13 protein-coding genes are annotated in these 15,371 nt (G+C 34.8%); 7 read left to right on the forward strand and 6 right to left on the reverse strand.

Annotated elements, in window-relative coordinates; translation table 11 throughout:
- Positions 1-28 precede the first annotated feature (28 nt).
- Positions 29-478, reverse strand: a complete 450-nt coding sequence (locus tag ACXAGS_RS04805; protein WP_474905003.1) for a thioredoxin family protein — start codon at positions 476-478, stop codon at positions 29-31.
- Between the two features lie 11 nt (positions 479-489).
- The gene (locus tag ACXAGS_RS04810) at positions 490-816 is read right to left on the reverse strand and encodes a YbaB/EbfC family nucleoid-associated protein (protein WP_474905004.1); all 327 of its coding nucleotides are present in this window, start codon (positions 814-816) and stop codon (positions 490-492) included.
- 63 nt (positions 817-879) lie between these two features.
- Here ACXAGS_RS04810 and ACXAGS_RS04815 point away from each other — a divergent pair, with 63 nt between their 5' ends.
- The 3 genes from ACXAGS_RS04815 to capB all read left to right on the forward strand — a co-directional run bounded on the left by ACXAGS_RS04815 (position 880) and on the right by capB (position 5,499).
- Positions 880-3,024, forward strand: coding sequence for a S9 family peptidase (locus ACXAGS_RS04815; protein ID WP_474905006.1), 2,145 nt, complete (start codon positions 880-882; stop codon positions 3,022-3,024).
- A 52-nt stretch (positions 3,025-3,076) separates the two neighbouring features.
- Complete coding sequence (gene capA / locus ACXAGS_RS04820) at positions 3,077-4,117, forward strand: cysteate synthase (RefSeq protein WP_474905008.1); 1,041 nt, start codon at positions 3,077-3,079, stop codon at positions 4,115-4,117.
- 122 nt (positions 4,118-4,239) lie between these two features.
- On the forward strand, positions 4,240-5,499 hold the full coding sequence (gene capB / locus ACXAGS_RS04825) for a cysteate-C-fatty acyltransferase (protein WP_474905010.1): 1,260 nt from the start codon (positions 4,240-4,242) through the stop codon (positions 5,497-5,499).
- 1 nt (position 5,500) lies between these two features.
- Here the strand turns inward: capB and ACXAGS_RS04830 are convergent, their stop codons facing one another.
- The 3 genes from ACXAGS_RS04830 to ACXAGS_RS04840 are packed head-to-tail and all read right to left on the reverse strand — an operon-like array spanning position 5,501 to position 8,501.
- Positions 5,501-6,355 carry a fructosamine kinase family protein gene (locus tag ACXAGS_RS04830; RefSeq protein WP_474905012.1) on the reverse strand — a complete coding sequence of 285 codons (855 nt, stop codon included), beginning with the start codon at positions 6,353-6,355 and terminating at the stop codon, positions 5,501-5,503.
- Positions 6,355-7,476: a GTP cyclohydrolase gene (locus tag ACXAGS_RS04835; protein ID WP_474905014.1), complete on the reverse strand. Its 1,122-nt coding sequence runs from the start codon at positions 7,474-7,476 to the stop codon at positions 6,355-6,357. Before ACXAGS_RS04835 ends, ACXAGS_RS04830 begins: the two co-directional genes overlap by 1 nt.
- A gap of 59 nt (positions 7,477-7,535) precedes the next feature.
- The gene (locus ACXAGS_RS04840; RefSeq protein ID WP_474905015.1) at positions 7,536-8,501 is read right to left on the reverse strand and encodes a transporter; all 966 of its coding nucleotides are present in this window, start codon (positions 8,499-8,501) and stop codon (positions 7,536-7,538) included.
- 84 nt (positions 8,502-8,585) lie between these two features.
- On the opposite strand from ACXAGS_RS04840, the gene ACXAGS_RS04845 reads away from it, so the two are divergent.
- Genes ACXAGS_RS04845 through ACXAGS_RS04860 form a run of 4 tightly spaced genes read left to right on the forward strand, consistent with a single transcriptional unit; the run spans position 8,586 to position 14,046 of the window.
- Entirely contained in the window at positions 8,586-8,846 is a 261-nt protein-coding gene (locus ACXAGS_RS04845) for a DUF4834 family protein (protein ID WP_474905017.1), read from the forward strand.
- A gap of 25 nt (positions 8,847-8,871) precedes the next feature.
- Complete coding sequence (locus ACXAGS_RS04850) at positions 8,872-11,307, forward strand: YfhO family protein (RefSeq protein ID WP_474905018.1); 2,436 nt, start codon at positions 8,872-8,874, stop codon at positions 11,305-11,307.
- Positions 11,307-12,593, forward strand: coding sequence for a glycosyltransferase (locus ACXAGS_RS04855; protein ID WP_474905020.1), 1,287 nt, complete (start codon positions 11,307-11,309; stop codon positions 12,591-12,593). The genes ACXAGS_RS04850 and ACXAGS_RS04855 overlap by 1 nt, the downstream gene beginning before the upstream one ends.
- Complete coding sequence (locus ACXAGS_RS04860) at positions 12,577-14,046, forward strand: lipopolysaccharide biosynthesis protein (protein WP_474905021.1); 1,470 nt, start codon at positions 12,577-12,579, stop codon at positions 14,044-14,046. Before ACXAGS_RS04855 ends, ACXAGS_RS04860 begins: the two co-directional genes overlap by 17 nt.
- 45 nt (positions 14,047-14,091) lie before the next feature.
- On the opposite strand, the gene ACXAGS_RS04865 is transcribed toward ACXAGS_RS04860, so the two are convergent.
- On the reverse strand, positions 14,092-15,330 hold the full coding sequence (locus ACXAGS_RS04865; RefSeq protein WP_474905023.1) for a hypothetical protein: 1,239 nt from the start codon (positions 15,328-15,330) through the stop codon (positions 14,092-14,094).
- Between the last annotated feature and the right edge of the window lie 41 nt (positions 15,331-15,371).

Raw genomic sequence — 15,371 nt, forward strand, 5'->3', positions numbered from 1 at the left:
AAGCCCTCTTCAATGGAGGGCTTTTTCTTTATTTATTTTTTTCTAAAAATTGTAGGTGGTAACTAACTTCACCATTCATACTATAGCCAGAATATTCATCAATAACTTTTTGCTTGGCAGATACTGCTAACAATAGCGGAAAAACACCGCGTTTATTCCATTTTTGTAAAAGCTCTTTGTTTTGTTTGTATTCGGCAGCTGTTAACAAATCCTTATTCCTTGGTATATCTACATAAAGTAGAACGTAATCCTTTGAAAGAGTATTGAAGGCTTCGGTTTCAAACAAATCTTTCTTTAGCATTTTACAAGGTCCGCACCAATCACTTCCGGTAAAATAAACAAGTACATTTTTATTTTCCTTTTTTGCTTTTTTAAATGCCTGCTCATAATTAGTCTCCCAATTAATAGTATTACTAGAACTTATATTAAGTTGAAATAGGGCTACAGCTATAGAAACTACGTAAATAATCCACTTCATATTAGGTTATTTTATTTAAATAACGAATCCATTCCTGGAATATTGGGCATGCCATCCTTAGCTACCGCTGCCAGTTCTGCGTCATTCACTTTTGTGGCTTTCTCAATAGCTTTGTTTAGCGTAAGAATTAAATAATCTTCTAATTGTTCTTTGTCTTTTAATAAGGCTTCATCAATAGATATACTTTTTATCGCCCTATTAGCGGTAATGGTAACTTTTAGCAAATCGTCGTTAGATTTTTCATCCAATAAAACGGTGTCCAATCTTTTTTTTGTGTCTTCTACTTTTTGTTGGGTTTCTTTTAGCTTACCCATCATACCCATAATATCTCCAAACATATTTTTAAATTTTTAAACAGTTCAAAATTACTAAATTGTATAACTAACACTAGTTATTTAACCATGACAATTATAAAAAGAAAGCTTGGCATTCTTTTAATCTGCACTACTTTTGCCAGCTCATGTTCTACTAATATGAAAGAAACAATCGTGCCACAACCTCCAAAGATTAAAAAGATTCCGAAGGAATTGACCATTCATGGAGATACCAGAGTAGATAATTACTATTGGTTAAATAATCGAGAAGATGATGAAGTAATAGCTTATTTGGAAGCAGAAAATAAGTATTATAATGAAATGACTTCTCATACCCAAAAATTTCAGGAAGAGCTTTACTATGAATTAAAAGGGCGTATAAAACAAGATGATGAATCCGTACCTTATAAGTTAAATGGCTATTTCTATAACAGTAGGTTCGAAAAAGGAAAGGAATATCCTATTTATTTTAGGCAAAAAGGATCTTTAGATGCCAAAGAAGAAATTTTGTTTGATTGCAATGTAATGGCAAAAGGACATGATTTTTTCAATCTAAGAGGTATATCGGTGAGCCCAAATAACAAATTGGCCACTTTTGGAACAGATACGGTATCTAGAAGACAATATGATATTCAATTCAAAAATCTGGAAACCAATGAGATTTATCCAGATAAAATAGAGAATACCACAGGTAGTTCTGTTTGGGCGGCAGATAATAAAACGATATTCTATACAAAAAAAGACCCCGTAACACTTAGGTCTGATAAAATATATAAGCATCAACTTGGTACCCCAACAAGCCAAGATGTTTTGGTTTATGAAGAAGAGGATGAAACCTTCAATGTTTTTGTTTATAAAACAAAATCCAAAAAGTACATTGTAATAGGTTCTGTAAGCACTCTTACATCGGAATATCGGTTCATAAGGGCAGATGAGCCAGATGCGGCATTCACCATCTTTTCACCAAGGGAAAGAGGTTTGGAATATAGCATTTATCATTTTGGAGATACCTTCTACATCTTAACCAACAAAGACGAAGCTACCAACTTTAAGTTAATGCAGGTTGCGGATAAAAGTACGAACATAGCTAACTGGAAAGAGTTTATACCCCACAGGGAAGCAGTGCTTTTAGAAGACATAGACATTTTTGAAGATTATTATGTTTTATCAGAGCGGGAGGAAGGTCTTAATAAGTTGAAAATTGTAAGGTGGGACGGTACGGATGCTTATTATTTGCCTTTTGATAGTGAAACCTACGTGGCCGGCACCTATACCAATTTAGACTTTGAAACCGATAAACTTCGGTATTTCTACAATGCTATGGAGTCTCCATACGCCATTATAGAAATGGACATGAAAACTAAAGAGAAAACTATTTTAAAGGAACAAGAAGTATTAGGTGGAAAGTTTGATAAACAGAATTACAAAGCAAAACGTATTTGGGCCAATGCTAGGGACGGTAAAACGGTTCCAATATGTTTGGTTTATCATAAAGACACTCCTTTAGACGGTACGGCTCCTTTATTGCAATACGCTTATGGATCGTATGGATCTACTATAGACCCTTATTTTTCCACACAAAGATTGAGTTTATTGGATAGAGGGTTCATTTTTGCAATTGCCCATATTAGAGGGGGCGAATATTTGGGTAGACCATGGTATGATGATGGTAAGTTGTTAAAAAAGAAAAACACCTTTACAGATTTTATAGATTGTTCTAAGCATTTAATAGAGCAAAACTATACGAGCAGCCAGCATTTGTATGCCATGGGCGGTTCTGCAGGAGGATTGTTAATGGGGGCCATCATAAATATGGAGCCAGAATTATATAATGGTGTAGTAGCACAGGTACCGTTTGTAGATGTAATTACTACTATGTTAGACGATACTATTCCTTTAACTACTGGTGAATATGATGAGTGGGGAAATCCCAACGATAAAACCTATTATGACTACATGAAATCGTATTCTCCTTATGATAATGTTACCGCTAAGGAGTATCCAAATATGTATGTAAGCACAGGTTTGCACGATTCTCAGGTACAATATTGGGAACCCGCTAAATGGGTGGCAAAACTTAGAGAATTAAAAACAGACCAAAACTTACTGTTTTTAGATACAAATATGGATGCAGGTCATGGTGGTGCTTCGGGTAGGTTTGAGGCCTTAAAGGAAACGGCAAAAGAGTATGCATTTCTTTTAGATTTGGAAGGAAAAATCCCATCAAATTAAAAAATAGTACTTTTGCAGGCAGATGGCGAATAGCTATCTAAATACTATCGATATGAAAAACCAAATAAAAGCCTACGACAGTATTTTAGATTTAGTTGGTAATACCCCCTTGGTAAAACTAAATCGATTAACAGAATCGCTTTCGGGCGATTTCTATGCCAAAGTCGAGGCATTTAATCCTGGGCACTCTGCTAAAGATAGGATTGCTACATATATTATAGAAGAGGCAGAACGCAAGGGAATTTTAAATTCCAATAGCACCATTATAGAAACTACATCTGGTAACACGGGCTTTAGTTTAGCCATGGCTAGTATGGTTAAAGGTTATGAATGTATCCTTGCCGTAAGTTCTAAATCTTCTCCAGATAAGATAGATATGTTAAGGGCAATGGGAGCAAAGGTCTATGTATGTCCTGCCCATGTAAGCGCAGACGATCCACGTTCCTATTATGAAGTTGCCAAACGTTTACACCAAGAAACACCCGGTTCTATCTATATTAACCAGTATTTTAACGAGCTTAATATTGAAGCACATTATAAAAGTACTGGGCCGGAAATTTGGGAGCAAACAGCCGGGCAGATTACCCATTTGGTGGCCTGCAGTGGTACTGGTGGTACTATTTCTGGAACAGCAAGATACCTAAAGGAACAGAACCCTAATATTAAGGTTTTGGCAGTAGATGCCTATGGTTCTGTATTAAAAAAGTATCATGAAACCGGAGAGTTTGATCATAACGAGGTATATCCTTACCGTATAGAAGGTTTAGGTAAAAACTTAATACCTACAGCAACGGATTTTAATATTATAGACCGTTATATAAAAGTTACGGATGCAGAAAGTGCGCACATGGCAAGACGTATTGCAGCAGAAGAGGGTATGTTTGTTGGTTATACAAGTGGAGCCGCTATGCAAGCTATAATGCAATATCATTTAGAGGGAGAGTTTAACGCTGATAGCAAGGTGGTGGTAATTTTTCCAGACCATGGGTCTAGATATATGAGTAAAGTGTATAGTGACGAGTGGATGGGTAATCAAGGCTTTTTTGAGGGTGAAAAAGCATTTAAACCCAAAGAAATAGAATACATTAAATAAGAATATATTAAACATAGAAAAGAAGACAATGAAAATTATATTCATTGTCTTTTTTTGTGTTGAAACAAAATTGTATGGTTGTAGAAAATCCATACTTTTGCATTTAAATCAATTTTAGGTAGATGAGGGATATTTTTGATAGAATCATTGAAAACAAAGGCCCCTTGGGCAAATGGGCTTCTCAGGCCGAAGGTTATTTCGTATTTCCAAAATTGGAAGGCCCTATTTCAAATAGAATGAAGTTTAGGGGTAAAGATGTAATAACCTGGAGTATTAATGACTATCTAGGTTTAGCTAATTTACCGGAAATCAAACAAGTAGATTCCGATGCAGCTTTAGAGCACGGTACGGCATACCCAATGGGAGCTCGTATGATGAGTGGACACACTAACTATCACGAACAATTGGAGCAAGAACTTGCCGCTTTTGTTAATAAAGAAGCATCTTACTTATTAAATTTTGGATACCAAGGTTTCATGTCTGTAATAGACGCATTGGTATCTAAGGATGATATTATTGTTTATGATGTAGATTGCCACGCCTGTATTATAGATGGTGTTCGTTTACATGTTGGTAAACGCTTCACTTTTAAGCACAATGATGTTGAAAGTCTAGAAAAGAACCTAGAGCGTGCTACAAAAATGGCTAACGAAACCGGTGGCGGTATACTAGTTATTTCAGAAGGTGTTTTTGGTATGCGTGGAGAACAAGGTATCCTTAAAGAAATTGTTGCCTTAAAAGAAAAATTCCAGTTTAGATTATTGGTAGACGATGCTCACGGTTTTGGGACCCTTGGTAAAACGGGTGCTGGAGCCGGAGAGGAGCAGGGTGTTCAAGACCAGATAGATGTGTATTTGGCAACATTTGCTAAATCTATGGCTGGTATTGGTGCTTTTGTTGCGGCAGATCAAGAAATTATAAACTTTCTAAAATATAATATGCGTTCCCAAATGTTCGCAAAATCGTTGCCAATGGTATTTGTAAAAGGTGCCTTAAAACGATTGGATATGCTGCGTAGCATGCCAGAACTTAAGGCTAAACTTTGGGAGAACGTAAATGCTTTGCAAAGCGGATTAAGGGAAAGAGGTTTTGACTTGGGTACCACACAAAGTTGTGTGACGCCTGTTTATCTTAATGGTAGTATTCCTGAGGCAATGGCTTTGGTTAAAGATTTAAGAGAGAATTATGGCATATTCTGCTCAATTGTGGTTTATCCTGTAATACCTAAAGGATTAATATTATTACGTTTAATACCTACTGCAACACATACCATGGCAGATATTGAAGAAACCCTAGAGGCTTTTTCTGCCATTAGAGAACGTTTGCAGAATGGTACCTACAAAAGATTATCTGCTGCTGTAGCAGCTGCAATGGGAGAATAATTTAGTTGAAATAGCGCTTTACTATTGTATTTACGCTATTAAAATAACTTTTTCCAAATAGATTAAGATGCACTAATAGGTAGTATAATTGATATACTTCGGTTAGTGCATTTTTATTTTCATGAGGGGCTATAACTTCGTGGTACGCCGCGTAAAAGGAATCGTTAAAACCACCGAAAAGTTTGGTCATGGCCAAGTCTACTTCATTATGACCATAATGAGTAGATGGATCAATTAAATAAGGGGATCCATCTGAATGGATAAGAAAGTTACCATTCCATAAATCACCATGAAGTAAAGCGGGTGTTACATTTCCAATTAAAGTGTTCAATCTTTCGTATAAAATAGTTTCAGTAGGCACTTTATGCTTGGCCCATAGATTGTTTTTGATCGCTAATCTAAATTGTGGTATTAAGCGTTTTGATATGTAAAAAGTAGGCCAATCGTCATTCCAACTGTTGTGTTGAGGTAGGCTTCCTATATAGTTACCGGTATCAAAACCAAACTTTGTAACGCTAGTATGCTTATGTAGCAAGGCTAATTTATGCCCTAACTTTTTAAAGGATTCGGCAGTTGGTGGTTTTGAGGGAATCCATTCTAAAAGCAAATAAGAATGGTTATTAATATTACCCATCTTAACCACATTAGGCACTTTTATAGTTTTTGTTTTTCTAATAGCCTCTAAGCCTAAGGCCTCACTTCCTAATAAATCATCTGTTGGGTATAATTGATTTGTTTTTAAAAGATAGCTTTTGCTTTTGGTCTCTAACTTAAAAACTTTTGAAGTGTCACCACCAGAAAGGGGTTTTATATGTACTAGAGTTTCGGGTATTAACTGTTTTACCCAACTAAACATTAAACTAAATTTTTACGATACGTTCTTCTACGTTTATGTGTAATAGGATCAAAATGCTTCCACATTTGACGTATTGCTGTATTTTCTTCCAATTCTGGCGTTCTAATACAGTTTTCCACACCTTTCTCTTTGAATGTGTGGTAGTACTCATTAAAAATTATTGCGGTAATTCCCTTATTTTGAAAATCAGGCCTAATTCCAATTAAATAAAAGATTACGTCTTTGCTTTTCTTTCTAGCATTTAAAAGATGTAAGAATCCAAATGGGAATAACTTACCATTAGCTTTTTGCAACGCCTTTGAAAAAGAAGGCATTACAATAGCAAAAGCAACCAATTCATCGTCCTTATCAACCACAAACTTGATATACTCTGGGTTTATAAAAGAAATGTATTTCTTTTTAAAATACGCCTTTTGATCATCTGTGATTTTCACAAAAGAAGAAAGCTTGGCGTAGCTACCATTAAATAAATCAAACATTTTATCAACCCAAGGCATTATTTCATCGCTACTAGAGAAGTTTAATGCTCGTAGTTGAAATCGTTTTTTAATGAGCATGTTGGCTTTTTCAAAAAGCTTAGGATCTGCCGCAGAAGCTTTGAATTTATTCTCTAGATATTCTTTTTCCTTTACAAAACCATGTTGCTCATAATGGTCTTTATAGTAAGGATGGTTGTACCACGTAATCATTGTGCCAATATGCTCAAAACCTTCTATTAGTACACCAACCTTATCTAAATTAGAAAATCCCACGGGCCCTTCCATAAAATCTAGTTTATGGCTCTCACCAATGGCTTTTACTTTATCTAACAAAGCTTTGGATACCTCTAAATCATCTATGAAATCAAAATACCCAAAACGCATTTTTTTTAAGCCTTGGTCTTTTATTTCTAACCAATTTATGATGGCAGCAACCCTACCTACAATTTTACCATTTTTCTTGGCAAGAAAAAGTTGTGCTTCTGCATTTTTAAAAACAGGATTCTTGACGGTGTCAAAAGACTCCATCTCGTCTTTTATTATAGGGGGTACCCAATATGGATTTTTCTTATAAAGGGAAAACGGGAATTTTACAAATTCTTTTAATTCAGATTTGTTGGTAACCTCGTGTATGCTAATCATTGTGCTTTGTTAGAAGCACAATATTAAAAAAATTAAAGTGATGGTTTTTTAATATGGGCCTAAAAATCTAGTTTATTCTTTTTTCTTTTCTTCTTTTTAGATTTCATGGCCTTCTTTTTTATTTTGTTCTTTGGGGCTTGATCATTTATGGGCACTAGTTTATCTTTATGAAAGTCTAAACGATAAGATAAACCAGTTCTTCCAAAAAGTCGCATAGGTGTATCCTTGAAACTTCCACCTATACTAAAATCAACTTGAAAATCTGGGCTAAATAGATGGGCAATTCCAGTACGAAGCAATAAGTCTGAATGTCTATCGCTTTTTATGCCCTGATGCTCCACAAACACACTCCATTTAGGATTTCTAAAGGCCCTAGAATAGGAGACAGCATAACTTAGTTCCGGAAAATCAGTAGTAATACGGTCGTACGCAATATTGGTTATTAAGACAGATTTTGGGGTAAGCCTACTCTGTGTGGCAATCATTGCCCTGTAACTAATAGTACCATCTTCTGGATAAAAAGGGTTTTCGCCAAGATTAAAGGTTGCCCCACCATACAAAGATACCGCAGGAACTAGATTTTTTAATTGAAACTTATTATTAGCCCGCCAGCTATATAGATTAGGTTTATTGGCTTCAGCGCTTTTGTAGGGATCAAAGATCAAATATTTAAGCCCCAATCTATTTCTAGTAAAATCTGTTCGGCTATCTGTGAACCCAAAATTTTTATAGGTAATATTTTCCTTTAAAAAACTTCCTTCGTATATAACTTCTAATTGCTCAAATAATAAACCGTACCTAAGTGCCAACTCGCCTCCAAACCTACTGGCATCCGTATTTAAGGTAGAATGGTTTCTTCTCTCATATAAAAAGCCAGTCTCTGCTTGTATAACATTAGAGCCCACAGCATAAGCACTAACCGCAATACCGGGTCTATTAGAATTTATAACGTCTGTATATTGCGCTTTAACTAAAAAAGGAAACACTAGAAAAACAAGTAATAGGTATCTGTTGGATAAGGCCACGGCAATAGATTTAATACTATTTTATGAAACAAAAGCTATAATTATGCTACCAACCTTTTAATTTTGAAGTATTAGAGTATAACTATGGTTTTATTAAAAACGATATTAATCCTTATTATTGTATACTACGGTGCTAAATTACTGCTAAAATTGTTGGCCCCTAGAATGCTAAAATATGCAGCAAAAAAGGCGGAAGAACGGTTTGGGGCACAATTTCAAGGATTTGAACAAAACGGTGAAAAAGTAAAGCAAGACGGCCAGACTACTGTCTATAAAAAATCAAACCCAAAATCCAATCCTTCAAAAAAAGTTGGAGAATACATAGAATTTGAAGAAATTGAGTGATCTTTAGCCACTCAAAATTATATTGATGAAGCTTACCACCAAAGCAGTTTTTACCCATTTAGCAGTACTCCTTTTTTTTATAGCCGCATCGGTAATTTATTTTTACCCAGTTATTCAAGGTAAAGGTATTTTCCAGTCGGACATTGCCCAATACAAAGGTATGGCCCAAGAAAGGGAAATTTATAAGGAATCTACAGGTGAAGAATCTTATTGGACCAATAGTGCTTTTGGCGGTATGCCAACTTACCAACTAGGAGCAAACTATCCACATGATTATGTAAAAAAATTAGACCGATTAATTCGCTTTTTACCCAGGCCAGCAGACTATCTATTTCTATATTTCATTGGATTTTATATTTTGATGTTATGCTTAAAAGTAGACTATAGATTAGCTGTTTTGGGTAGCCTTGCCTTTGGTTTTTCTACCTACTATATAATTATTCTTGGAGTGGGGCATAATGCAAAAGCACATGCTATTGCTTATTTACCAATGTTATTAGGCGGTATAATATTAGCATTTAGAAGAAAATATATTGCTGGGTTTTTATTGACTGCACTAGCTATGGCATTAGAAATAAGTGCCAACCATTATCAGATGACGTATTATTTTATGTTACTGGTTTTAATAGTTGGTCTGGTGTATTTGGCTTATGCTATCAAGAATAAAAAGTTGGTAGCTTTTGCCAAAGCTGTGGGCGTATTGATTTTAGCCGTGATTTTAGGGATTGCCACCAATACTACCAGTCTTTTGGCCACTAAGGAATACGCGGAATGGAGTACAAGAGGAAAATCAGAATTAAGTATCAATCCAGATGGTAGTGCAAAAGAGGCCGCTACCGGTTTAGATAAAGAGTACATTACCCAATACAGTTACGGTATTTTAGAATCGCTTAATTTACTAGTGCCAAGGTTATATGGGGGTAGCAATAGCGAAGATCTAGGAAAAAGTTCTAAAGCCTATGAGTTTTTAACTAGCCAAGGGCTATCATCTTCAAAAGCTCTTGAATTTACAGAGGGTTTACCATTGTATTGGGGGCAACAACCCATAGTTGCAGGGCCTGCTTATATTGGGGCTGTAATATTCTTTTTGGCACTTTTAGCTTTATTTTTAATAAAACAAAAACACAAATGGTGGTTATTAGGTGGTATTGTACTTTCCTTACTATTATCATGGGGTAAAAATTTTAGTGTACTAACGGATTTTATGATAGACTACTTTCCCCTTTACAATAAGTTTAGGGCGGTATCATCTATTCAAATAGTATTGGAACTTTGTATGCCAATTCTAGCGGTTCTTGGTTTAAAATCACTCTTCAAAAAGAATATAGAAAAGAAGGCAAAATTAAATGCCTTACGAAATACTGCATTTATTTGTTTTGGATTGCTTATAGGTCTGTTTTTACTAAAAGGTACTTTTAGCTTTGAAGGTTTAAGCGATGGCACTTATAGACAGTATTTTGGGGAGGAGCTAATGCAGATGATTCAACGTGATAGAGAAACCGTTTTTACGCAAGACTTATTTAGATCCTTATTTTTATTATTAGTTGCTGCTGGTGTTATATTCCTGTTTATTAGAGAAAAACTCAACCAAAACGTTACCATAGTTGGTTTAGGTCTTCTAATACTAATAGATTTAGTAGGTATAGATAAGCGTTATGTAAACCAAGACGATTTTGTAAGTCAGCGAAAAATAAACAGACCTTTTACCGCATCTGAATTAGATAAAGCCATTCAGCAGGATAAAAGTATATTTAGGGTGTTTGATCCGCAAGAAGGTTTAAATGGTGCGCGCACTTCTTATTTTCATAAATCCCTAGGTGGTTACCATGCGGCAAAGCCACAGAAAATGCAAAACTTGTTCGATTTTCACTTGTACAACAACAATGTAGAAGTATTGAACATGCTGAACGTTAAATACATTATTCAACAAGATGAAGAGGGTAGGAGTTACCCCGCATCTAACCCAGATGTTAATGGCCCAGCTTGGTTTGTAGAACAAATAGAACATGTTGCTTCCGCGGATGAAGCTATATTAGGTCTTAAAAATTTAGACACTAAAAATAAGGCGCTTGTTGAGCTAACCAATACTAGAAAGCTGGCTAAAACCAACTTTATTTTGGATAGTACAGCTCAGATTGTGGTAAAAGATTATCGGCCTAATTTTATAAGCTATCAATCTAAAAATGAGAATGAAGGTTTTGCCGTTTTTTCAGAAATGTTCTACGCTAACGGTTGGAAAGCGTCCATAGACGGTAAACCGGCTTCAATCTACAAGGTTGATTATGCTTTAAGAGGTTTATTGATACCTGCGGGAAGTCATACAATAGTTTTTGAGTTTGAACCTGAAGTTGTACAATTAGGAAGCACAATTTCTTTGATAAGCAATATTGTTTTAGCGCTTCTGCTGGTAACTGGGTTATTCCTTCTTTTTAAAGGAAAAAAGGATAAAACCCAAGAATAATGAAAAAGGTTCTAATTGTAACCTACTATTGGCCACCTGCTGGTGGCCCTGGGGTACAACGATGGTTAAATTTTACACGATTTCTTCCTGAATTTGAGGTAGAGCCAACGGTATACATACCTAAAAACCCTCATTACCCTCTTACCGATGAAAGTTTAGTGGATAAAGTGCCAGAAAATGTAACCATACTAAAACAACCAATTTGGGAACCTTATGGTTTGGCCAAAATATTTTCTGGCAAAAAAACCAAACGAATAAGTTCTGGAATTATTGAAAACAAGAAAAAACAATCTGTTCTTGAACGTTTAATGCTTTGGATAAGGGGTAATTTATTTGTTCCGGATGCGAGAAAATTTTGGATTAAGCCCTCCGTGTTATATTTAGAGTCTTATTTAAAAGAGCATAACATAGATACCCTTATTACTACAGGGCCACCACATAGTATTCACTTAATAGGACTCAAATTAAAACAAAAGCTTCAAATAAACTGGATTGCAGATTTTAGAGACCCGTGGACCAGTATAGGATATCATGCTAAATTAAAATTGACCAAGAATACCCGCCAAAAACACAAACAATTAGAACAACAAGTTTTAAACCAAGCAGATACAGTAATTGTAACTAGTAAGCATACCCGGTTAGAGTTTTCTAAAATTACAAATAAGCCTCTAAAAGTAATTACAAATGGTTATTTACCTAATAAGGCCAATTACAAAGTAGACCAAACATTTACGCTTTCGCATATTGGCTCTTTACTTACCGATCGTAATCCAAAACTGCTATGGGAGGTTTTGAAAGAATTAGCTTCAGAATTGCCTAATTTTAAAGAAGATTTAAAAATAAAATTAGTTGGAACTACGGGTAAAGCTATTGTAGATTCCTTGAAGAATTCTGGTTTAGAAGCAAACTTGGAATTAATTCCATATGTAGCACATGAATCCGTTTTAATGCATCAAAAAAGTGCACAAGTATTGCTACTTTTAGAAATAGATTCTGAAAAAACTAGGGGTATAATTCCAGGTAAGTTGTTTGAATATTTTAATGCTGAACGACCAATTTTGGCAATAGGACCTAATAATTGGGAAGCAGGTAATATGGTTGTAGCCCATAAGGTTGGTAGCTATTCGCCAGCCAATGATAAAGAACAAATAAAAAATGCCGTATTGGCCTTTTATACTGAATTTAAAAATGGTGATTTAAGTGTGGAAGCTGAGGAGATACAGCAGTACCAACGTAGTTATTTGGCCAAAGATTTAGCAAAAGTGATTCATGGGAATCGTAATTAAACAATCTATTAAAAATATGGTAGTTACCTACATTGGTTTTGGTGTAGGAGCCATAAATATTCTTTTCTTATATACCCATATTCTAACCCCGGAATATTTTGGTTTAGTGAACTTTATATTGGCTACTGCCGCTATTTTAATGCCTTTACTGGCTTTTGGAATTCAAAATACATTGGTCAAGTTTTTTAGCGGTCAGCCAGAAGAAGAGCAAGATAGATTTTTGGTATTAATGTTATTTAGCCCATTGCTTGCAATACTTCCGGTGGCTGTAATACTACTTGTTTTTGAACAAGAAATAACAAGGTTTCTTTCAAAGGAAAACGAACTGGTGGGCGGTTATATTTGGTATATTTTCTGGATTGGTGTTGCCATGTCCTATTTTGAGGTCTTCTATGCTTGGAGTAAAGTATACTTAAAAAGTGTCTTTGGTAATTTCATGAAAGAAGTTTTTGTACGTCTTGGTATCATGGTTTTACTTGTCTTATTGTATCTAGAAGTATTATCCGTTCCTTTATTTTTAAAATTAATGGTAGCTACTTACATAGTAAGAACCATTATAATGAAAATCTACGCTTTCAGGCTAAAACTTCCTAAGTTAACGTTTTTATTGCCTAGCAATAGTAAAGATATACTAGGTTATAGTTTATATATTATCCTAGGTGGTTCCGCCGCTCTAGTACTATTAGAGGTTGATAAATTTATGATTAATCAATTTGAGGAAATTGCAAATGTTGCTTACTACAGTGTGGCAATATTTATAGCAACGGTAATTATAGTTCCATCTAGGGCAATGCATCAGATTACTTATCCATTAACTGCAAAATTATTGAATGATGATGATTTAGAAGGTTTAAACCAATTATACAAAAAGACTTCCTTAACCTTATTTATTGCTTCAGGAATCATATTCCTGTTGATTATATTAAATATTGATGATCTTTATCTTCTTCTGCCCAAAGAATATGCAAAAGGTTTTAGTGTAGTGTTTTTGATTGGTTTAGCAAAAGTTATGGAATCACTTACGGGTAATGTAAACTCTATTCTTTATAATTCTATATATTATAAAACCATTCTAATTTTAGGTGTATTATTAGCGGTATCCACTATAGTTCTCAACTTATATTTTATTCCAAAATATGGAATTTTTGGTGCGGCATTAGCAAGTTTTATTGCGTTGTTCGTTTTTAATATAATTAAACTTCTTTTTGTTAAACAAAAGTTTGGTTTATGGCCTTTAACCATAAGCACTTTAAAAACTTTCCTATTAATAGCAGGTATTACTTTAATTTTTTGGTACCTATCATTTCCATTTGGCCCAATTATAAATATTGGATTAAAAACCATGCTAATTGTAACTTTATATACCCTTGTAATTTATAAATTCCGTATCTCTGAAGAAATTAATGGAATTATAGTGGGTGTATTTCAAAAACTTAAAAGAAAAACCCCCTGATAAATTAAATTTACCAAGGGGTTAAACAACTAACCAACCTAATTTTTATTGCATTCTTCTTGTAGTACTCCTAGGGCTACTACTTCTAGAACTTGAGGATCTACTAGTTCTGCTAGGTACAGATTTCTTAACAGAACTAGTGCTTCTTTTAGTTACTGTTCTGCTGCTGTTAGCTTTCCTAGATGCAGTTGTACTTCTGTTAGAATAACTTCTAGAAGAAGTATTACTTTTTGGCTTTCTATAAGTAGATGTACTTTTTTTAGTTACCGTACGGTTGCTATTTGGCGCTTTGGTAATACTACGTTTGGTAACGGTTGTCCTATTTGGTGTTTTTGTTACCGTACGTTTTGTGGTTGTATTACCTCTTTGAGCAGTACTACTTCTTCTATATACATTGTTTCTATTAGAAGAATTTGTTGCTTGCCCTCTAGAAACCTTAGTATTACTTCTGTTTACATTTGAAGCGCTAGAACGTTGACTATTTCTATAGCTTTTGTTATTCTTAGCAACTGGAGCTCTTCTAGTCGTGCTCCTATTTGCTGCATAATCTAAATTACTTCTACCGCTATTTGTAGACCTTCTTACCGCTCTATCGTTAACCGCTACGCGATTATCGTTTCTATAAATAGTACTTCTTCTTGCTTTGTTATATCTATACTCTTTACCAATATGTGCATAAGACCTTCTATAATTGTTTCTGTATGGTTTATACCATGTATATCTAACAGGTGCATAATACCTTCTGTACGGGGTTGTGTATACGTTGCAGAAACCTACAGCTGGTCTCGCAAACCATCTATGAAAAGGCCTATATACATATCTTCTATTATAAATATTTATAAAACCGGTATAATGACTTATTACACCTCCATTGTAAAATACGTTTAGTCCGCCCAATCTTCTAACCCTACCGTTTCTATACCAAACATCTATATCTCCAATTTGGGATACCCTACCGTAGTAATCATAAAAAATAGGAACGTTCTCTACTTGGATTATAGCCCCATAATCATCATATTGAACAAAAGGATTATAATCCCAACCAGAATTAAAGGTGATACCTACGTTACCTATACGGGCACCTACACCTACATTTACCTGATTATCTATATAAAAATCAAATTCACCATCTGGATATACAGAGAAGGTAATACCACCCTCTGTAAAAATAAATGAGTTGCCGTATGTGTAAGACCTGATTGTTGTTGATTCTTCCAAAGTCTCTGCGTGGATGTTAGTAGCTCCAAACAAGACTGCCGCCATTAATAGTACTAACTTTTTCATACGTTCTGTTTTAAATTAAGAATACAATTATTTGCATTCCA

Source organism: Croceivirga sp. ABH4_376, from assembly GCF_056160685.1.